Source organism: Novosphingobium sp. ST904 (genome assembly GCF_001298105.1).
Taxonomy (GTDB): domain Bacteria; phylum Pseudomonadota; class Alphaproteobacteria; order Sphingomonadales; family Sphingomonadaceae; genus Novosphingobium.
In genome coordinates, this window is sequence record NZ_LGJH01000160.1 from 143,690 (window position 1) to 162,576 (window position 18,887).

Annotated in this window: 14 protein-coding genes, 1 tRNA gene and 3 pseudogenes; 8 read left to right on the forward strand and 10 right to left on the reverse strand. The window is 63.2% G+C overall.

The features are described 5' to 3' along the window. Positions 1-78: 78 nt before the first annotated feature. A pseudogene (gene rpoH / locus ADT71_RS22980) lies at positions 79-975 on the forward strand (RNA polymerase sigma factor RpoH); the annotation flags it as partial. Between the two features lie 98 nt (positions 976-1,073). Here rpoH and ADT71_RS30670 read toward each other — a convergent pair. Both ADT71_RS30670 and ADT71_RS22990 read right to left on the reverse strand, forming a co-directional pair. Continuing rightward, positions 1,074-2,108, reverse strand: coding sequence for a patatin-like phospholipase family protein (locus ADT71_RS30670; RefSeq protein WP_082370512.1), 1,035 nt, complete (start codon positions 2,106-2,108; stop codon positions 1,074-1,076). A gap of 110 nt (positions 2,109-2,218) precedes the next feature. Further along, the gene (locus ADT71_RS22990; protein ID WP_054440640.1) at positions 2,219-2,968 is read right to left on the reverse strand and encodes an SDR family oxidoreductase; all 750 of its coding nucleotides are present in this window, start codon (positions 2,966-2,968) and stop codon (positions 2,219-2,221) included. Positions 2,969-3,070: 102 nt separating this feature from the next. Between ADT71_RS22990 and ADT71_RS22995 the strand changes: the two genes are divergently transcribed. After that, complete coding sequence (locus ADT71_RS22995; protein ID WP_054440643.1) at positions 3,071-3,451, forward strand: helix-turn-helix domain-containing protein; 381 nt, start codon at positions 3,071-3,073, stop codon at positions 3,449-3,451. 103 nt (positions 3,452-3,554) lie between these two features. Then, positions 3,555-4,220 carry a monofunctional biosynthetic peptidoglycan transglycosylase gene (gene mtgA, locus ADT71_RS23000; protein ID WP_054440704.1) on the forward strand — a complete coding sequence of 222 codons (666 nt, stop codon included), beginning with the start codon at positions 3,555-3,557 and terminating at the stop codon, positions 4,218-4,220. Positions 4,221-4,570: 350 nt separating this feature from the next. Here the strand turns inward: mtgA and ADT71_RS23005 are convergent, their stop codons facing one another. Further along, complete coding sequence (locus ADT71_RS23005) at positions 4,571-7,060, reverse strand: TonB-dependent receptor (protein ID WP_054440646.1); 2,490 nt, start codon at positions 7,058-7,060, stop codon at positions 4,571-4,573. Positions 7,061-7,416: 356 nt separating this feature from the next. Between ADT71_RS23005 and ADT71_RS23010 the strand changes: the two genes are divergently transcribed. Then, positions 7,417-8,400: a cation diffusion facilitator family transporter gene (locus tag ADT71_RS23010; protein WP_054440648.1), complete on the forward strand. Its 984-nt coding sequence runs from the start codon at positions 7,417-7,419 to the stop codon at positions 8,398-8,400. On the opposite strand, the gene ADT71_RS23015 is transcribed toward ADT71_RS23010, so the two are convergent. Beyond that, positions 8,397-9,251: a VOC family protein gene (locus ADT71_RS23015; protein WP_054440706.1), complete on the reverse strand. Its 855-nt coding sequence runs from the start codon at positions 9,249-9,251 to the stop codon at positions 8,397-8,399. The two genes, ADT71_RS23010 and ADT71_RS23015, sit on opposite strands and share 4 nt — an antisense overlap. A 161-nt stretch (positions 9,252-9,412) precedes the next feature. Here ADT71_RS23015 and ADT71_RS23020 point away from each other — a divergent pair, with 161 nt between their 5' ends. Continuing rightward, positions 9,413-9,979, forward strand: coding sequence for a nuclear transport factor 2 family protein (locus ADT71_RS23020; RefSeq protein ID WP_054440651.1), 567 nt, complete (start codon positions 9,413-9,415; stop codon positions 9,977-9,979). A 131-nt stretch (positions 9,980-10,110) separates the two neighbouring features. Here the strand turns inward: ADT71_RS23020 and clpX are convergent, their stop codons facing one another. The 4 genes from clpX to ADT71_RS23040 all read right to left on the reverse strand — a co-directional run bounded on the left by clpX (position 10,111) and on the right by ADT71_RS23040 (position 14,108). Further along, positions 10,111-11,373 carry an ATP-dependent Clp protease ATP-binding subunit ClpX gene (clpX, locus tag ADT71_RS23025; protein ID WP_054440653.1) on the reverse strand — a complete coding sequence of 421 codons (1,263 nt, stop codon included), beginning with the start codon at positions 11,371-11,373 and terminating at the stop codon, positions 10,111-10,113. Between the two features lie 147 nt (positions 11,374-11,520). After that, complete coding sequence (clpP, locus tag ADT71_RS23030; RefSeq protein ID WP_054440656.1) at positions 11,521-12,189, reverse strand: ATP-dependent Clp endopeptidase proteolytic subunit ClpP; 669 nt, start codon at positions 12,187-12,189, stop codon at positions 11,521-11,523. A 202-nt stretch (positions 12,190-12,391) separates the two neighbouring features. Beyond that, positions 12,392-13,948: a trigger factor gene (tig, locus tag ADT71_RS23035; RefSeq protein ID WP_054440658.1), complete on the reverse strand. Its 1,557-nt coding sequence runs from the start codon at positions 13,946-13,948 to the stop codon at positions 12,392-12,394. Between the two features lie 76 nt (positions 13,949-14,024). Further along, positions 14,025-14,108 (reverse strand) — tRNA-Leu (locus ADT71_RS23040). A gap of 202 nt (positions 14,109-14,310) precedes the next feature. Between ADT71_RS23040 and ADT71_RS32390 the strand changes: the two genes are divergently transcribed. Then, on the forward strand, positions 14,311-14,472 hold the full coding sequence (locus tag ADT71_RS32390) for a hypothetical protein (RefSeq protein ID WP_165913258.1): 162 nt from the start codon (positions 14,311-14,313) through the stop codon (positions 14,470-14,472). Between the two features lie 3 nt (positions 14,473-14,475). On the opposite strand, the gene sppA is transcribed toward ADT71_RS32390, so the two are convergent. Together sppA and ADT71_RS35970 are read right to left on the reverse strand one after the other, a co-directional pair. Continuing rightward, positions 14,476-15,504 (reverse strand): signal peptide peptidase SppA, encoded by a 1,029-nt coding sequence (sppA, locus tag ADT71_RS34335; RefSeq protein ID WP_231636126.1) that lies wholly within the window; start codon positions 15,502-15,504, stop codon positions 14,476-14,478. 173 nt (positions 15,505-15,677) lie between these two features. Next, a pseudogene (locus tag ADT71_RS35970) lies at positions 15,678-16,655 on the reverse strand (S49 family peptidase); the annotation flags it as partial. Here ADT71_RS35970 and ADT71_RS23050 point away from each other — a divergent pair. Further along, entirely contained in the window at positions 16,569-17,549 is a 981-nt protein-coding gene (locus ADT71_RS23050) for an aspartate carbamoyltransferase catalytic subunit (protein ID WP_054440661.1), read from the forward strand. The pseudogene ADT71_RS35970 and the gene ADT71_RS23050 overlap by 87 nt on opposite strands. Continuing rightward, positions 17,546-18,784: pseudogene (locus ADT71_RS23055) on the forward strand (dihydroorotase family protein). Before ADT71_RS23050 ends, ADT71_RS23055 begins: the two are co-directional and overlap by 4 nt. The last annotated feature ends 103 nt before the right edge of the window (positions 18,785-18,887 follow it).

Sequence of the window (18,887 nt, forward strand, 5' to 3'; positions counted from 1 at the left end):
TATCTTGAAAAGGTGGCCCCAAGCTAAGACGCCTCGCAAGGGTCTTCGACGGCGGGCCGACCGGAAAGGACGGATATTGTGAGCAAGGAACGAAATCTCCCGGCGGTGCCGGCACTGGGCGGTGAGCAGAGCCTCAACCGTTACCTGTCCGAGATCCGCAAGTTCCCGCTTCTCGCGCCCGAGCAGGAATACATGCTCGCCAAGCGCTACAAGGAGCATGAGGACCCCGCCGCAGCGGGCCAGCTCGTGACCAGCCATCTTCGCCTCGTCGCGAAGATCGCGATGGGTTACCGCGGCTATGGCCTGCCGGTTTCGGAACTCATTTCCGAAGGCAACATCGGCCTGATGCAGGGCGTGAAGAAGTTCGAACCTGATCGGGGCTTCCGTCTCGCCACTTATGCGATGTGGTGGATCAAGGCTTCGATTCAAGAGTACATCCTGCGTTCGTGGTCTCTCGTGAAGATGGGCACCACCGCCGCGCAGAAGAAGCTGTTCTTCAACTTGCGCCGGATGAAGAAGAATCTCGACGCCTACGAGGATTCCGACCTTCATCCCGACGACGTCGCCAAGATCGCAACCACGCTCGGCGTCTCCGAGCAGGAAGTGGTCAACATGAACCGGCGCATGATGATGGGCGGCGATGCTTCGCTGAACGTCTCCCTGCGCGAGGAAGGCGAAGGCCAGTGGCAGGATATCCTTGCGGACGATCGCCCGTTGCAGGACGAAACCGTTGCCGACGCCGAGGAAGCGACCGTTCGCCACGCCATGCTGGTCGAGGCGATGGACGGCCTCAATGAGCGTGAGCGTGACATTCTGATGGAACGCCGCCTGACCGAGGACCCCAAGACGCTCGAAGAGCTGAGCCAGGTCTATCATGTCAGCCGCGAGCGCGTCCGCCAGATCGAAGTGCGCGCTTTCGAAAAGCTGCAAAAGGCGATGAACCGGATCGCCAGCGATCGGAAGCTGCTGCCCGCGGCTGATCGCCATTTGACGGAAATGCATGACCGGGTCGTCCGCAGGACGGCCCGGTTTTGCTTGTGCCGGCGCCGCTCGATCCCGGATGCAAGGTCAGATCAGGTCAGACCGAAACGGAAACGCCCCGCCAGATCGACCGTGCTCTGCTTGCCGAGATGCTTGATCGACGTCTCGCACCAGCGTTTGGCCGCCGCTTCCCCCGCATCGCGCAGCTTGAGCAGAAGATGCCGCACCGGCAGCAGTTTGGTCTGCGCCGGCATCGCCGCCAGTGTCGGCTCGTCATGAATTTCATGTAGGCGCAACCGCTCCACTTGCGCGATGAGTCCCTCGCCGGCCCGGTAATGCCCGATCGACGACTTGAGCAGGAACAGCCCCTGCAACTCCTTGCGCATCGACTGGTTGAAGCCGATCTCGGTTATGCGGTCCACGATCGCGGCGGCATTGCGCGGAGTGTGGTCGCGAAGCTGGGGATTGACGGTAATCAGCAGGAGGTCGTCGTTCGGGCTTTCCCGCACGAGCGGGACGAGCGGCGGGTTGGCGCTGTAGCCACCGTCCCAGTAATCCTTGCCCTCGATCGTCACCGGCGGAAAATACAGCGGCAGACATGCGGAAGCGAGCAAGGCGTCCGCCGTCAGCTCCTCATTGCGGAAGATCCGCACCGCGCCGCTCTCGGCATGGGTTGCCGAAACGAAGATCCGCGGAGCCTCTTCCTTCGATATCGCAGCGAAATCGACATGATCCTCGATGACCTTTCGGAGGATCTCCTGCATTTCACGGCCCAGTTCCGGCGAGGCATGCGCCATGCCGAGATCACCGAAAACCGTACTCCACCATGAAGACATCGCGCGTGAAGTCTGCGGAAAGGCCTCGATCATGGGGATCAGCGGCCCTGCCTCGCGGCCTGTCCGGTTAAGGTCCTTCCAGAAAGAACGCAGCCGTTCGCGTGCTCCTTCCGGCCCGCCGGAAACGAGACCCGAAACGAGCACTGCCGCATTCATGGCACCGGCACTGGCACCGCTGACCGCACCGAACTGAAGACGTTCATCCTGGAGCAGTGCGTCCAGGACGCCCCAGGTAAAGGCACCGTGGGCGCCGCCCCCTTGCAGCGCAAGGTCGAGAGAGTGAACCGGCATTAGATGTTCTCACCCATGCTGCATCGCAACATGGCCATTCATAGCATCGGTCCGGGTTGCTGGCCAGCAAAGTAGCGCCGCCCGGATGGAGTCGGGCGGCGGGGCCATTATTACGCCGGCGACGAATTGAGCGCGGCGAACGTATCGGCATAGCGCCCTTCCGCTTCGGCGTTTCGCAAGAACGCGAGACGCTCGACACCGATCAACTCCGGCGTTGGCACTTTTGCGAAAAGGCCCATCACTTCATCAATGAATGCACCCAGCGGCATGTAACCCTCACGGTCTGACTGCCCCGGCGTCAGTTCCGTCTGCACTGCAGGCGGGGCGAGTTCGATCACCTCGACCTTCCCGGACAGCGCAAAGCGAAGCGAATCGGTCCATGAATGGATGGCCGCCTTGGTCGCAGAGTAAACTGCGGCGCTAGCCAGTGGAACGAAGGCCAGACCCGAACTCACATTGACGATCGCCGCATCCGCCTGTTCGCGAAGATGGCCGATGAAGGCATCGGTCATGCGGATCGGGCCCAGCAGATTGGTCACGACACAGGCTTCGGCGCGCGAAAGATCACGGGGGACCGAGGTATCCTCCAGCGGCATGACGCCCGCATTGTTGACGAGCACGTTGAGCGCCGGGAATTTCGCCAGCAAGCCTGCCGCAAACGACCTGATCGCTTCCGGATCGGCGACATCCAGCACCACCGGATGGATATTCTCCCGCCCCTTTGCCGTTTCCTCAAGGCTGGCCAGCGTGCGTCCGGTCACGATCACGACATTGCCCGCGTCATGCCAGCGCTGGGCCAGTTCACGACCGATGCCGGTGCCGCCGCCGCTGAGAAGAATGGTGTTGCCGCTGATCTTCATGGGAAAGCTCCTGTGACGAGAGATTGCGAAAAGCGATGTAGCCCAATACTCTCTTTTGGAAAGTAGGCACCGGAATGTGCCGTACTCACCTGAAAGTAAGAAATGGAAAATCCGCCTGTCACAAGCTATTCCTCGACACCAGGCGTCGATGCACTCGTAAACGAATTGATCGGGCGCGTCGCCGACAAGTGGACCCTGCTGGTTCTTGAAGCGCTTGAGGAACAAGGCGAATCGCGCTTTACCGCCCTCGCCCGCATCGTGCCGGGCATCAGTCAGAAGATGCTCACGCAAACGCTTCGCCAGATGGAGCGCGACGGCTTCGTCCACCGCACGGTTCACCCCGTCATTCCGCCCCGCGTCGATTATCGCCTCACGCCTTTGGGGCACAGTCTGGGCGAGGCGTTCTGCGGTGTCTGGCTCTGGGCGGAGGCCAACCTCGAAACGGTCTCTTCCGCGCGCGCCGCATTCGACGCGAGGGATTGAACGCGCAGGCATCTTTCCCGCACCGCGCAACCTCGCTAGTCAGGGCCCGGACGGCGGCACTCCCGCGCGCCGGACAATCGGAACGTGGGGCTTCCTTCCTTTGCTGCGCATTCTTGCCAAGACCGTCTTCTGGTTCGTCGCGATCAGCGTGGGGCTGACCGTACTCTATCGCTTCGTGCCCCCTCCGGTGACGGTGACGATGCTGGTCGATGGCAATGGCATCACCAAGGACTGGCAGCCGCTCAGCCGGATAGACCGCAACATGGTCGCCGCCGCGATCGCTGCCGAGGACGGCAAGTTCTGCACGCACAACGGGTTCGACACCGCCGCGATCGAGAAGGCTTTCGAGCGCAACGCCACCGGCGGGCGCCTGCGCGGCGGCTCGACCATCAGCCAGCAGACCGCCAAGAACGTGTTCCTCTGGCAGGGTGACGGCTGGACGCGCTACTTGCGCAAGGGCCTCGAGGTCTGGTTCACCTTCCTGATCGAGAACCTCTGGGACAAGCGGCGGATCATGGAGGTCTATCTTAACGTCGCGGAGACCGGAATCGGCACTTACGGCGTAGAGGCCGGCGCCCAGCGGTATTGGGGCAAGTCCGCCTCCAACCTGACGACGACCGAGGCCGGCCGCATGGCCGCCGCCCTGCCCAGCCCCAAGACCCGCAGCGTGAAAAGCCCCTCGGGCTTCACCCGCCGCTACGGCAACACCATCGCCGCACGGATCGGTACCGTGAAGCGCGAAGGCTTCGATTCCTGCGTCTACGAGTAAGCCCTTGGCCAGGGCGCAGGTTGACACGGTTGACACAGTCCTGGGATAAAAAACTCTCCTGCCGCCGTGAGGCAGCCTGACGACCCGTGCCTGCCGGATTCAGGCGCCATTCCCGCGCGCTGATGCGACGCAAGGCACCAGCCTCTCCCAGCCACCATCATCGAAAGTTGAGCAAGTGGGCGCTTTGTCATCCGCTCAGGCATAGCGCCCCTGAAGGGATGTAGGAAAGCGTACGCGCACCGCGCCGATCACCGGCGCTTTTCAGGACCATGCGGCCCGGCACCCGCACAAACGAAAGGGGAGGAAGCTTGCGCTTCCTCCCCCGTCGTTTTCAAACCCGGTGGTTTCGATCAGAACTGGAAGTTGATCGAGGCCGAGAAGGTGCGCGGCGCACCGAGGTATGCGAAGGTCGTGTTGGTTGCGACGACGCCAGCATCGTCGAACGAACCGATGTAGTACTTGTCGAACAGGTTCGTCACGTTCGCCTGGAGATAGGTGTCCTTGCCCATGCCCAGGAAGCCGAGGTCCAGACGCGCATCGAGGTTCACAATGGTGTAACCGGGGATCTTTGCAGTCCAGATCTGGTCGCCGGCGCTGTTCACGACGGCGGTGTTCAGGCTGTTGTAGTAGCGCGAACCGGTACGCTTCAGCTCGGTACCGACCGAAAGCGGACCATAGTTGCCTTCGAGACGGCCACCGAAGCTGTAGGACGGCACGCCGCCTTCCATCTTGCCGCCGGTCTCGGCGACCGAGGTTGCACCGGTCGCCACGTCGTCGCGAATGTTCGACCAGAGGTACGAACCGAAGACATAGGCCTTGAAGTGGGTGCTCGGAGCGACGGCGAAGGTGCCGTCGATGCCGTAGCGGTCCACGGTGCCCAGGTTGGTGTAGGTCGTGCGGTCAACCGACGGATCATAAGCCGACGACAGGCGGTTCGAGAACTTCGTGTACCAGCCGCCGAGCGAGGCCTGGATCATGCCGCTGCGATAACGCACGCCGCCGTCGAAGTTGTCCGAGGTTTCGGGCTTCGGCTTAACAACGCCTTCGTCGAAGAAGAAGGAGTTATAGAGGTTGTCCGTACCCGGGACCTGAAGGCCCTTCGAGTAGTTGAAGTACAGGCTTGCGTTCGGCGCGACGTCGAAGGTGAAGCCTGCCTGCGGCAGCACGCGGTTGTAGTTGAACACGCGGTTGTCCGGGCCAGCGAAGCTGGTGTTTGCGTCCAGATTCCCCTGCTGGTCGGTCGTGTTGGTGGTGAAGCAGTTCACGTTGCCGCTCACGCTGGTGGTGAGGCAGTTCTGCGTCAGGTTACGACGGAAGAACGGAACGCGCACGCCAACGGCGACATGCAGACGGTTGTCCACGTAGTCACCCGAGTATTCGCCCGAAACCTGATGCAGGATCGCATAGGAAAGGCGGTCACGCTTCTGAAGGATGTTGCCGTCCACGTCGGTCAGGCCACCCTTCGAGTTGAAGTAGTGCACGGCCTCGCCGTTGGCCTTCAGGAAGCCGACTTCGCCGGTCTGCTGATGGCGGCCACGGTCGTAGGTGTAGGCTACGCGAACGCGGTTGTTGTCGTCGATGTCGTAGCGCAGCGAGGCGACGGCACCGATACGGTTGGTTTCGGTCTGGCTCGGAGCGGAAAGACGCACTGCGTCGCCACGCACGTCGTCACCGCCACCGATGTCGCCGTCGCCGTTGAGGTCAACGCCGCCGAAGTAGGGCGAACCGCCGATGTAGCCCGAAAGGCCAGCAGTGGTGGTGCCTTCATAGCCGATCACGGTGCCGCCACCGTTGGCCGAGGTGTACTGGTAGGAACCGTCGACGCTCAGCGTCAGCTTGTCGCTCAACGTGAAGCGCGAGTTCAGGCGAACGTTCGCGGTCTTCGAGGGGTTGTAACGGTATTCCCAGGCCGAACCGCAGCTGGAGGCCGTATCGGTAACGCCGGCCACGCCTGCAGGAATGGTGCAACGCGCGACTTCATAGGCATCGCGCTGCTTCTTGTTCAGCGGAATGCCGCCGGCCGAGAAGGGGGTTGCCGTGGTCATGGTCCAGTCGGACGTCATGTTGTTGCGGTTGTAGTTGTAGTGGCCGGCCAGCGAGATGAAATCGCCGTTGCTGCCGAGCGGCTGGTAGATCTTCGCGTTGAACTGCGTCTTGTCGATCTTGCCGAAGTTACCATAGAGCGCGTCGTAGGTGTCCTTCGAAGCCGAGAACCAGGCGCGCGTACCCGAAGAGTTCAGGTTGCCGGTGTTGATCAGGCCGAACACGCGCATCTTGTTCTGGTCGCCCACGGTGCCGACCATGCGGGCGCCGAAGTCTTCCGAAGGGTTGATCGAGCGGTAGTTCACCGTCGAACCCGAAGCGGCTGCGGTCGGCGAGTCGACGTCGGTGGTGCCGAGGTTGACGTTGACCTGCTCGATCAGTTCGGGGTCAAGCTGCTGGTTCGAATAGAGCGCGTAGCCGCCCGTATCGTTCAGCGGCAGGCCGTCGAAGGTCTGCGAGATGCGCGTGTCGTCGAAACCGCGGATCATCAGGTTACCGCCCGAAGAGCCGAAACCGTCATAGTTCTGGAAGTTGACGCCGGGGATCAGGTTGATCGTTTCGTTGATCGTCTGCCCGGGGGTGCCACGCGAGATCAGTTCCTGCGTCAGGACCTGCTTCGCCTTCGGAGAATCGGGGATCTCGATACCGGCGACGCCACGGTCGGTGCTGCCGGAAACGACGATCTCGTTATCGAAGTCCTGCGAACCGGTCGACTGGGCGAAGGCGGGAGCCGCCAGGAATGCGACGCCAACGGCAAGCGTGCTGGTCGCGGTGGAGAGAATCGATTGGAACTTCATTTTAGCCCCCTGAGCTTTTCAGAATGGGTTTGCGCGAAAATGCGGAGAGGTTGCCCCGCCGCAGGATTGCTGCGGCTGCTAAGAGCAGGGCAATATGACAATCTTCTGACGCACGGGATTCATTTCTGATCCGCAACGCGCAATTTTCTGACGTGATGAGAGTTAATTTGTCACAGACAGCATTTTATCATATATATTCAATATCTTAAATGCCAATATGACGATTTGCGGTGCGGCATAAATGTCACGTCACAGCAGATCCCGGTCCGTGCTGCGAAAGCGGGACGAGTTGAGCGATCCGTGTAATGATACGTCATAGCTTGCTGATAAGGCCCTGAGCATGCGAAGCCATCGCCATGGGAACCGCGCATAATCACCACGCTCACGACGATCATGGCCACGGACATGGCCATGCGCATGGTCACGGCCATTCGCATGGACATCACCACCATGCCCCCCCGGCCCCGGGGGATGCCGGGAAGGCCTTCGCAATTGCGGTAGCGTTGAACGTCGGCTTCGTGATCGCCGAAGGTGCGGCCGGGCTCATCAGCGGCTCAATGGCACTGCTTGCAGACGCCGGGCACAACCTGTCCGACGTCCTCTCGCTCCTGCTCGCCTGGGCGGCAAGTGTGCTGGCGGCCCGTCCGCCATCGGAACGGTTCACTTACGGCCTCAAGAGTTCATCCATACTGGCGGCAATTGCCAACGCCGCGCTGCTGTGGGTGGCGATCGGTGCGATCCTGGTCGAAACGGTGCGGCGCTTCGCGGAACCGGCTCCTGTTGGCGGCACGACGATGATCGTGGTTGCCGCGATCGGCATCGCGGTAAATGCGCTGTCGGCGCTCCTCTTCGCCAAGGGCAGCAAGTCCGACCTGAACTTGCGCGCGGCATTCGTCCACCTGATGGCCGATGCCGCCGTATCGGCTGGCGTGGTCATCGCCGGCATCGTCATCATGTTCACCGGCTGGCAGCTCGTCGACCCGCTGGCCTCGCTCATCATCACCGCCGTCATTGCCTGGTCGAGCTGGGGCCTCCTGCGCGAATCGCTGCGAATGGGAATGATGGGCGTGCCCGAAAGCATCGACATCGCCGCCGTCCGCACGTTCCTGGAAAGCCAGCCCGGCGTGACGCGCGTCCACGATCTTCACGTCTGGCCGATGAGCACAACCGAAACCGCACTCACCGCGCATCTCGTCATGCCGGGGGCCGAGCGAGGCGACGGCTTCCTCCATGCCCTCAGCCACGACCTTGAGCATCGCTTCGGCATCGGCCACCCGACCGTCCAGATCGAAACCGACCTCGATTCCCCGTGCGCACTGGCGAGCGAGGCGGTCGTCTAGCTCACGAATTCATGCCGCGCCCCGAGGAAATCGTCTGGGTCGATCGCGAAGCCGGATGAAACGCAGCCGGAATGCGTCAGGCGCAGCTTGAGTTTTTCGGAGAAATGCGACCGGGCCCGCGCTTCATCGGCGATCTTCCAGACCAGCGCGTAGATGCCGTTCTGCTCCTTCGCCAGAAACGCGCCGAGCGGCCCTGCCTCCGTGTCGTCAGGCGCGATGAACGCGACCCTCGTGTCACCGACGCGCAGCAGCACGCGCCGCGCCGGCTGCGGCATCGCGGTCCGCATGTCTTCCAGAACTTCGCCGTCGACGATTTCGGTGAAGAAATGCAGGGCCGAGGCCATGTCTCTCGTTACGCAAGCGATGTGGTCGAGGCCGGTCACCGTGCAGTGGTGCCCTGCCCCGACGCGCGGGTCCCAGTTGCCGCGATCCCACGGATCGTTCGGCATCGGCAGTTCGCAGACTTCCAGAAGCACGCCGCCGGTCGATTCGGGACGGACGAAGAAGAACACGCCATAGTCGCTGGCGACGGTGCACCCGGCCTCGCGGAAGGCCGTGCTGGCTGCCTTGCCGTCCGCCACCTTGATCTCGAACGAATGGAACGCCTGCCCGATCCGCGCGGCCTGCCGGGCATAGGGCTTGGTCAGGTCTTCCGGATTGCGCGGCGCCATCGGCTCCACCATGTGATCTGTCACGTAAAGCAGCACCGCATCGCGGTCTTCGGCAGGGAAGTAGTTTTCCGCGAAGACCAGCCCGCCCAGTGCATCCTGGTAGAGCAATCGGCATGTATAGATGTCGGTGGTCGCATGGATCGTGTGAATGATCCGCGAAACGGCGATACGCCCGGTCAATGGCCCCTCCTCTTCGTTTTGCGGCAGGGTGCGCGGGTGCGCCGCCCATGCCAAGCCGGGCCGCGACAATCGGGTACAATATCGTGATTGCGGCAACGCGGCCGGCGATTAGGAGTTGTCCCTCCAGACGATAGACTTCCGCGACATGGGACACGATCAGGATGACCCGACTTTCCAATTCCCGAATTCTGCTGGCCGCCGCGCTGGGCTGTGCGCTCGTGCCGGGCATCGCCCTGGCGGATACCAAAGGCGACATCGAGGCGCGCTATGAGCAACTTCGCGTCGCCATGGATTCCCGGGAGCCTGCGCAGATCAAGCCATTGCTCGCCGCCGACTTCGTCCGCACCGATCTTGGCGGCAACAAGATGTCTGCCGAACAGATGATCGAAGGGCTGACGATGGTTCCGGTGGACCCGGACCGCAAATCAGCCACTACCGTGCAGTCGGTCACGCTCAAGGGCGATGTTGCCGAAGTCGATCAGCAGCAGGTCGCCAGCGACACCCGTGAAGGGCGCGACGGGCAAACGCATACGTTCGGGATGACTTCGATCTCCCACGATACCTGGGTGAAGAGCGAAAAGGGTTGGCTGCTCCGGACGACAGAGACCCAATCGATGACGATTTCCCGTGACGGTACCGTCATGCGCACGATCAACAAGGGCGAGGCGATGGCCCAGGGCCGCCGCGGCAGCATGGGCCCACCGACCCCAGCCCCGGGAAGCCGCTGATCTGCAGCCCCGCTGCCCCTCCGAAAGGACGGCAGCGGTTCTTTTCCAATGAAAAGGCCCCGCCCGGAATAACCGGACGGGGCTTTTTTCATGAGGGCTGAACTTGAAGAGTTCAGGCCATCGCGACTGCCTCAGGCAGCCGCTTCGGTCTTGTCGCCCTTGAGCACACGAACGGGTTCCTTGCGGCCTTCGACCACGTCCTTGTCCACAACGACTTCGGCGATGTCGCCTTCGGTCGGCAGGTCGAACATGGTGTCGAGCAGCAGCCCTTCCACGATCGAGCGCAGGCCGCGTGCGCCGGTCTTGCGATCGATGGCCTTCTGGGCAATCGCTTCAAGCGCTTCGTCCGTGAAGGTCAGTTCGACTTCTTCGAGGTCGAACAGTTTCGCGTACTGCTTGATGAGAGCGTTGCGCGGTTCCTTCAGGATCTTGACCAGCGCCTCGATGTCGAGGTCGTTGAGGGTCGCGATGACCGGGAGACGGCCGACGAACTCGGGAATCAGGCCGAACTTGAGCAGATCTTCCGGCTCCGCCTTCTGGAGCAGTTCGCCCACGCGGCGCTTGTCCGGATCGGCGACATGCGCGCCGAAACCGATCGAACGCTTCTGGAGGCGGTCGGCGATGATCTTTTCAAGACCCGCAAAGGCGCCGCCGCAGATGAACAGGATGTTGGTCGTGTCCACCTGCAGGAATTCCTGCTGCGGGTGCTTGCGGCCGCCCTGCGGCGGAACCGAAGCGGTGGTGCCTTCCATCAGCTTGAGCAGTGCCTGCTGCACGCCTTCGCCCGAAACGTCGCGCGTGATCGACGGATTCTCGGCCTTGCGGCTGATCTTGTCGATTTCGTCGATGTAGACGATGCCGTGCTGCGCCTTCTCGACGTTGTAGTCGGAAGCCTGGAGCAGCTTGAGGATGATGTTCTCCACGTCCTCGCCCACGTAACCGGCTTCGGTCAGCGTGGTGGCGTCGGCCATGGTGAAGGGCACGTCGAACGTCTTGGCGAGCGTCTGCGCGAGCAGCGTCTTGCCCGAACCGGTCGGCCCGACGAGCAGGATGTTCGACTTGGAAAGTTCCACGTCGCCCTGCTTGCCGCTGTGCTTCAGCCGCTTGTAGTGGTTGTGCACCGCTACCGACAGAACGCGCTTGGCACGTTCCTGCCCGATCACGTAGTCGTTCAGCGTCTCGCAGATTTCGCGGGGAGACGGCACGCCGCCGTCCTTCTTGCCCGCGATCCCGGCCTTGGTCTCTTCGCGAATGATGTCGTTGCAAAGCTCGACGCATTCGTCGCAGATGAAGACCGTGGGTCCCGCGATCAGCTTGCGCACTTCGTGCTGCGACTTGCCGCAGAAGCTGCAGTAGAGGGTGCTTTTCGCGTCAGATCCGCTCAATTTCGTCATTTTCCGTCTTTAGGCCCGTTCGAGGCGACTCGTCCAGTCTACCCTGCTCCGGACCGGTTTTGCAATCCTAGGCCGATTCCCTTGCCCCCGTAATCCTTCAAGAGGACTGAAGGGCGGGGTTCGAAGACCCCACCCTTCCGGTCATGCTCAGGCGTCGGCCGGCTTGTCGCCATCAGGGCGCGTTTCGAAGACCTTGTCGACGAGGCCGAACGCCAGCGCTTCCTCGGCTTCGAGGAAGGTGTCGCGGTCCATCGCCTTCTCGATCTCGTCGAGCGACTTGCCGGTGTACTTCACGTAGAGATCGTTCAGGCGCTTGCGCATCCGCAGGATTTCGCGCGCCTGGATCTCGATATCCGAAGCCATGCCCTGCGCGCCGCCCGAGGGCTGGTGCACCATGATGCGGGCATTCGGCAGCGCGATACGCATGCCGGGCTCGCCGGCGGCCAGCAGGAAGCTGCCCATCGAGGCGGCCTGGCCGATGCACACGGTCGACACGCGCGGCTTGATGTACTGCATCGTGTCGTGAATCGCCATGCCCGCCGTAACGACGCCGCCCGGCGAGTTGATGTACATCGAGATGTCCTTCGAGGGATTTTCCGACTCGAGGAACAGGAGCTGCGCGACGATCAGCGACGCCATGTGGTCTTCGACCTGGCCGGTGATGAAGACGATGCGTTCGCGCAGGAGGCGCGAGTAGATGTCGAAGCTGCGCTCACCGCGGCTGGTCTGCTCGACGACCATCGGCACCAGCGCGCCGGTCACGGGATCGGTAGTGAACTTTCCTTGGGCGCCCGTGGCGCCAAACAGGTCGAGCATGGGAGTCCTCTTCTGGTTTGGACCGCCTATGTCGCGTGCCCATCGCCGATGTTCAAGGGCTTTAACGATCTAACGCGGATGGATGTGGGATAACGTCCTCACGCGGCAGGCAGGCGGGCGGGATGGGAAGGCATCGGCCATACGAAAAACGGCCCGGCGCATCTCCTGCGCGGGCGCTTCACGAAATCAAGCCGAAAGGAGATCAATCCTCCTTGGCGGCAGCCTTCTTCTTGGCCGGAGCCTTCTTGGCCGGCTTTGCCTCGGCATCGGCTTCGGCAGCCTCATCCTTCTTGGCAGCGGCCTTCTTGGCGGGAGCCTTCTTCGGCTTTTCCTCGGCAGCAGGAGCTTCCTCGGCGGCTTCTTCCTTCTTGGCAGCAGCCTTCTTCGCCGGAGCCTTCTTGGCCGGCTTCTTGGCTTCGACCGTCTTTTCGCCGTCGGTGTCGGCCTCGATGGCGGCCTGGAGCTCGTCGCGGGTCACTTCACGCTCGGTGACTTCGGCCTTTTCGATCAGGAAATCGACGACCTTGTCTTCGTAAAGCGGCGCGCGCAGCTGGGCGGCCATCATCGGGTCCTGCTGGACATATTCGAAGAAGCGCTGACGATCTTCCGGGCGATACTGCTGGGCAGCCTGGCCGACGAGCATCTGCATTTCCTGCGCGGTCACTTCAACCCCGTTGGACTGGCCGATTTCCGACAGGAGCAGGCCAAGACGCACGCGGCGCTCGGCGATCTTGCGGTAGTCGTCCTTCTCGGCCTCGATCTCGGCGAGAGCGGCTTCCGGGTCTTCCTCGTGGCTGGCTTCGTGCGTGAGCTGCTGCCAGATCTGCGCGAATTCGGCTTCGACCATGGTCGGCGGCACGTCGAAGTCGTGGCCGGCGGCAAGCTGGTCGAGAAGCTGGCGCTTCATCGCGGTGCGGGTCAGGCCGGCAGTTTCCTGCTCGAGCTGGCCCTTGAGCAGGCCCTGGAGCTGCTCAAGGCTCTCAAGACCCAGTTCCTTGGCGAAATCGTCGTCGATCTTGCTTTCGGCAGGAGCCTTCACTTCGTGCGCCACGATGTCGAAGGTGGTTTCCTTGCCGGCAAGGTTCGGAGCCTGGTAGTCCTCGGGGAAGGTCACGGTGATGACGCGCTCTTCGCCGGCCTTGATGCCTGCGAGCTGCTCTTCGAAGCCGGGGATGAAACGACCGGCGCCGATGACCAGCGGAGCCTTCTCGGCCTTGCCGCCTTCGAACTCGACGCCGTCGAGCTTGCCGGTGAAGTCGATGATGACCTGATCGCCGTCTTCAGCCGCGCCGTCCTTGGTTTCGAAACGCTGCTGCTGCGAGGCAATGCGCTCGACCGCTTCGGTCACGGCGTCTTCAGCGACGGGCACGACCAGCTTCTCGAGCTTGAGGCCGTCAAGCGAGGGGGCTGCGATCGTGGGGAGGATTTCGAGGCTGACGGTCAGCTCGGCGTCCTTGCCCTGCTCGTAACCCTCGCCGAGGGCGACGTCGGGGTTCATCGCGGGGCGCAGGGCGTGATCGGCGACCAGCTTGTCCATGGCTTCGCGGATAGCCGCGTTCAGCGCGTCCTGGTGGATCGCTTCGCCGTGCATCTTCTTGACGAGATTGGCGGGGACCTTGCCGGCGCGGAAGCCGGGCATCTTCACCTGCGGGGCGATCTTCTTGATTTCGCCTTCGACACGGGCCGTGATGGTCGTGGCGGGAATGGTCACCGTGTAGGCGCGCTTCAGGCCTTCGTTGGTGGTTTCGACGATCTGCATTTCAAATGCCTTCCTGTGCAATTCAACGGGCCTTACGGGCCAATTCTCGCGACTTATCTCCCCAAGGGCGGCGTAATGGTGCGGGCGAAGGGACTCGAACCCCCACATCTTTCGATACTGGTACCTAAAACCAGCGCGTCTACCATTCCGCCACGCCCGCAAAGATCAAGCCTGAAACTCAAGGGACGTGCCCTTATAAGGACACGCGGAAAAGGGCAAGCGCCGCGAGTCGCGCTATGTGCAAGTCCGTTGCGGCGTTCCCGCTGCGGGATGGATTGCCGCCACCCCGTCTTCCGCCGTCTTGCCCCTGCCCTGCACGCTGCCCACCTTGGATGGAACAGTGCAGAAATGAGAGGTAATCGATGGCCACGCAACCAGCCGACAATCCCGGTGACACCCCGCCGGAAACGCCTGTGCCCCCGGCCGACCCCGGCGAGCCGGACGCACCCACCGAGATCCCCGAAACCGGTCCGGATTTCGACCGGCCCGAAACCGGGCCGATCGAAATGCCTCCTCCGGACTGAACCTCAGTCGCGCCCGGCAAGGCGCGAGAACGTCTCCAGAAGGGAGATAGCTTTCGCGCCCCGCGGCTGTGCCGAGCCCGTCACCACCGGGCATTCCAGGCAATAGGCCTGCGCGCCCCGGGTAGAGAGCATCGCGGTCAGTTGCTGCATGGCCCGGTCCGCCTGCTGGTCCCGGCGCAGGGAAACCAGGCTGGCGAAATCGTAGGCGCCCATTCCGCCCAGCCGCGCCTGCTGCGGCTTCGAGGTCAGGCCATTGACGAAGCGGGTGATCGAATCCTCCTCGCCCTTGAGGTAGACGGCCTGGAACTTGCCGTTGCCGACACCGCCAAGGCGCGCTGCCTCTGCAAGGGCCGCATCGAGATTGCCGATCTTGTCGACCAGACCGATGCGGCGCGCCTCCTCGCCCGGCCAGACCCGCCCCTGCGCGATCGCGTCAAGTTTTTCCGGCGTCGTCTTGCGGGCGGCGGCGGAAAGGCCGACGAACTTGCGATAAGTGCTCTCGATCGAGGCCTGCAACATCCCTTCGACCTCGGGCGTGAAGCCCGCGAAAACATCAGGCTGGCCGGAAAGCGGCGTGGTCGTCACCCCGTCGCTCGTCACGCCGTAGTCCGCCAGCGTCTTCTCGAAGCTGGTCACGACCGCGAAGACGCCAATGGAGCCCGTGATCGTTTCGGGCTGCGCGAAAATCTGCTGGCCGGGCGTCGCGACCCAGTAGCCGCCGCTGGCCGCCATGTTGCCCATCGATACGACGATCGGGATCTTGCGCGCCTTGTAGCGCTCGATCGCGCGGCGAATCCGCTCAGCCGCCATGGCCGAGCCGCCCGGCGAATCGACCCTGACAACGAGCGCCTTGAAGCCCTCGTCGATATTGTCGTCCAGCAGGTCGGCGATACGGTCACCCCCGGCCTGTCCCGGTCCGGCATCGCCATCGACGATCTCGCCCGCGATGGTAACGACACCGATTTTGGCGCCCTCTCCCTTCTCGGGATTCGCGGCGAGCCACGGCTGAAGGCGGGTTGCCTTGTAAGGCAAGTCGCCGTTTTCGTCCTTGCCCGCGATTTCGGCGACGCGGTTCTCGAACTCGGTACGGTCGCCGATACGGTCGACCAGACCCGAAGCCTTGGCGCCCTGTGCGAAATCGCCGCCCGAGCCTTGGCCCAGGCGATCGGATCGCCGGTCATCTGGTCAAGCCGGGCCTGCGGGCGGGCGCGCGCGATGTCGGCCTTGTAGCCGCTCCACAGCGCACCGTAGATATCCTGATAGGCCTCACGCGCGGCGGGCGACATGTCGCTGCGGATATAGGGCTCGACGAAGCTCTTGTAGGTGCCGGCGCGGTAGACATGGGCGTTGACCTTGAAGCGGTCGATCAGGCCCTTGAAGTAGAGGTGGTTCCCACCCGGCCCGGCGACGAAGGCACCGCCCATCGGATCGACCCAGACCTCGCTGGCATGGGCCGCCAGCTGGACGCCGTCATCGGCATAGGCATTGGCGAATGCGAGCACCGGCTTGCCGGCCTTTCGCACCGCGTCGAGCGACTTTCCGATCTCCTCGATGTGCACCATGCCGCCCCCGAGGAAGCGCGACAGATCGAGCACGACCACCTTGATCCGCGAATCCGTTGCCGCCAGCGCCAACGCCCGTTCGATATCGCGCGCCTGATACTCTCCGGCAGGTGCCTCGGTGCTCATCAGCAGCTTGAGCGAATCGATGTTGCTCTTCTCCTCGACGATGTTCCCGTCGAGTTCGAGGAGCAGCGCGCCGTTCTCGATCTTGCCCGCCGAAGGCCGTGCGGTGAGCGCGGCATAGAGCAGCGCGAAGAACAACAGCAGGAAAATCAACGCCAGGGCATCCTTCACGCCCACCAGCAGTTTCCAGATCTTGCGCGCGAACGTCATGAATTCACCAGCCTTTCGATCCCCATGCCATAACGCCCGAACGGCGGCGCGGCCAGAGCAAGCGAAAGGGAAGGAACCGATACCGCCCAAGTTCCCGTCCGTGCGAAACCCGCAAGCAAAGCCCTTGCACCCAAGAGATAGGCCGCCGACCCAAAATACACCTTGAGCCCACCCCCACCCGAGCCTAAGGCCTTGTCTTCGATGACAGCACCAGAATTCATTTACCCGGAAGGCTCCGCAGCCTTCCCGCATCGCAGCCTCGTGGGCATCGGCGGGCTCGCCCCGCATGAGATCATGTTCCTGCTGGACGAGGCCCAGCAATGGGTCGATCTCAATCGGGGCACGCAGAAGCGCCGTGACCTGCTTTCCGGCCTGACGATCATCAACGCCTTCTTCGAAAACTCGACGCGTACGCTGCTGAGCTTCGAGATCGCCGGAAAGCGCCTGGGCGCCGATGTCGTAAACATGGCGGTCGCCACGTCCAGCGTGAAGAAGGGCGAAACCCTGATCGACACGGCGATGACCCTCAACTCCATGCGCGCCGATGCCATCGTCATCCGCCACGCCAGCTCGGGCGCGGTGCATCTCATCTCGGATCTCATGGATTGCCCCGTGCTCAACGCTGGAGACGGCCAGCACGAGCATCCCACCCAGGCCCTGCTCGACGCGCTGACGATCCGCCAGGCCAAGCGCGCCTTCAACGGCCTGCGCGTAACGATCTGCGGCGACATCCTGCACAGCCGCGTTGCCCGTTCCAACATCCTCTCGCTCAATTCACTGGGTGCCGAGGTGCGCGTCTGCGCGCCGCCCGCCCTGCTGCCCGCCGATATCGAGCGAATGAACGTCAAGGTCTTCCACGATTTCGACGCGGCGCTGAAAGGTGCCGACGTGGTGATGATGCTGCGCCTCCAGCTCGAACGCATGGAAGGCCAGTTCATCCCCTCGCCCCGCGAATATCGCCACCTCTACGGCCTCTCGCTCGATCGTCTTGCCAAAGCGGAAGGCAATGCCCTCGTCATGCACCCCGGCCCGATGAACCGCGGCATCGAGATCGACAGCAATGTCGCCGACCTCGTCGGCCGCTCGCAGATCACCACCCAGGTGGAAATGGGCGTCGCCATGCGCATGGCCTGCCTGGAAGTTCTGACCAGACGGGCACGCGGTGTGGAGGGCTGGGCATGAGCAACAACGCGCCCCTGACCGTGACCGGCGGCAAGCTGATCCTGCCCGATGGCACCGTAACCGCCGGCGCGCTGCGCAGCGAAGGCGGCTTCATCACCGCCCTCGGCGCCAACGTAGCCCCGCAACCCGGCGACGAAGTTCACGACGCCCGCGGCAAGTTGATCGCTCCCGGCCTCGTCGATATCGGCGTCTTTGCCATCGACAAGCCCGCCTTCCATTTCGGCGGGATCACCCGCGCCGCACTGATGCCGGACCAGAACCCGCCGCTCGACGTGCCGGCGCGTGTTCGCTTCGCGGCCCAGTCGGGCAAGCCGACCTCTGGGTCCACCCGCTCGCCGCCGCGACGCAGAATCTTGAAGGCAAGGCGCTTGCCGAAATCGCCCTGATGCGTGACGCCGGTGCGAAGGCCGTGACCACCGGCCGCCAATGGATCGGCGATTCGGGCACGATGCTCCGTCTGCTCCAGTACACCGGCATGCTTGGCATGGTCGTGCTCTCGCACCCGGAAGATGCCGGGATCACGGGCAAAGCCGTTGCCACCTCGGGCGAGATGGCAACCCGCCTCGGCCTGCCCTCCGCGCCTGCCGAAGCCGAAGCCATCGCCATTTCGCGCGATATCGCCCTTGCCGAACTGGCGGGCGCCGCGATCCACTTCCGCAAGGTCACGACCGCCCGGGGCCTCGACCTCGTGCGCCGTGCGAAGGATCGCGGGCTCAGGGTCACGGCGGGTGTCACGCCCGCCTACTTCATGCTCTCCGACTCGCGCTGGCGGGCTTCCGGACTTTCGCGCACCTCTCGCCCCCGCTGCGCTCGGAAGACGACCGCAAGGCCGTGATCGCCGCGATCGGCGACGGTACGATCGACGTGATCGCCTCCGGCCACGACCCCCGCGGCCCCGAGGACAAGCGCCTGCCCTTCGCGGATTCCGCCCCCGGCATGGCCGCGCCGAAACCCTGCTGCCGCTGACGATGAATCTCGTGCGCGACGGTGTGATCTCGCTCTCGCGCGCCTTCGAACTGATCGCGACCAATCCGGCAAGGCTCCTCGGCGTCAATGCGGGCAAGCTGGAAATCGGGGCCGAAGCGGATATTGCGATCGTCGATGCAGACCGGCCGTGGATCGTCGATTCGGACAAGATGGCGGCCGCTGCCGGAAACACCCCGTTCGACAAGCAACCCGTGCAGGGCCGCGTACTGGCGCTGTTCAAGGGCGGCGTTGCCGTGAAGGCGAAGTAAGGGATAGGCGGGCCCCAAGTATCTGCTTTGGCCCCTGCCCCCAATTCCCCTGAAACCAAAAAAAGACGGCTCCTGTCCGAAGACAGGAGCGTTTAGTTCACAT

Coding starts and splice junctions, on each gene's coding strand:
- ADT71_RS30670 (WP_082370512.1), bottom strand. CDS start 2,108: ATGCCGGTTCACTCTCTCGACCTTGCGCTGCAAGGGGGCGGCGCCCAC.
- ADT71_RS22990 (WP_054440640.1), bottom strand. CDS start 2,968: ATGAAGATCAGCGGCAACACCATTCTTCTCAGCGGCGGCGGCACCGGC.
- ADT71_RS22995 (WP_054440643.1), top strand. CDS start 3,071: ATGGAAAATCCGCCTGTCACAAGCTATTCCTCGACACCAGGCGTCGAT.
- ADT71_RS23005 (WP_054440646.1), bottom strand. CDS start 7,060: ATGAAGTTCCAATCGATTCTCTCCACCGCGACCAGCACGCTTGCCGTT.
- ADT71_RS23010 (WP_054440648.1), top strand. CDS start 7,417: ATGGGAACCGCGCATAATCACCACGCTCACGACGATCATGGCCACGGA.
- ADT71_RS23020 (WP_054440651.1), top strand. CDS start 9,413: ATGACCCGACTTTCCAATTCCCGAATTCTGCTGGCCGCCGCGCTGGGC.
- clpX (WP_054440653.1), bottom strand. CDS start 11,373: ATGACGAAATTGAGCGGATCTGACGCGAAAAGCACCCTCTACTGCAGC.
- clpP (WP_054440656.1), bottom strand. CDS start 12,189: ATGCTCGACCTGTTTGGCGCCACGGGCGCCCAAGGAAAGTTCACTACC.
- tig (WP_054440658.1), bottom strand. CDS start 13,948: ATGCAGATCGTCGAAACCACCAACGAAGGCCTGAAGCGCGCCTACACG.
- ADT71_RS32390 (WP_165913258.1), top strand. CDS start 14,311: ATGGCCACGCAACCAGCCGACAATCCCGGTGACACCCCGCCGGAAACG.
- ADT71_RS23050 (WP_054440661.1), top strand. CDS start 16,569: ATGACAGCACCAGAATTCATTTACCCGGAAGGCTCCGCAGCCTTCCCG.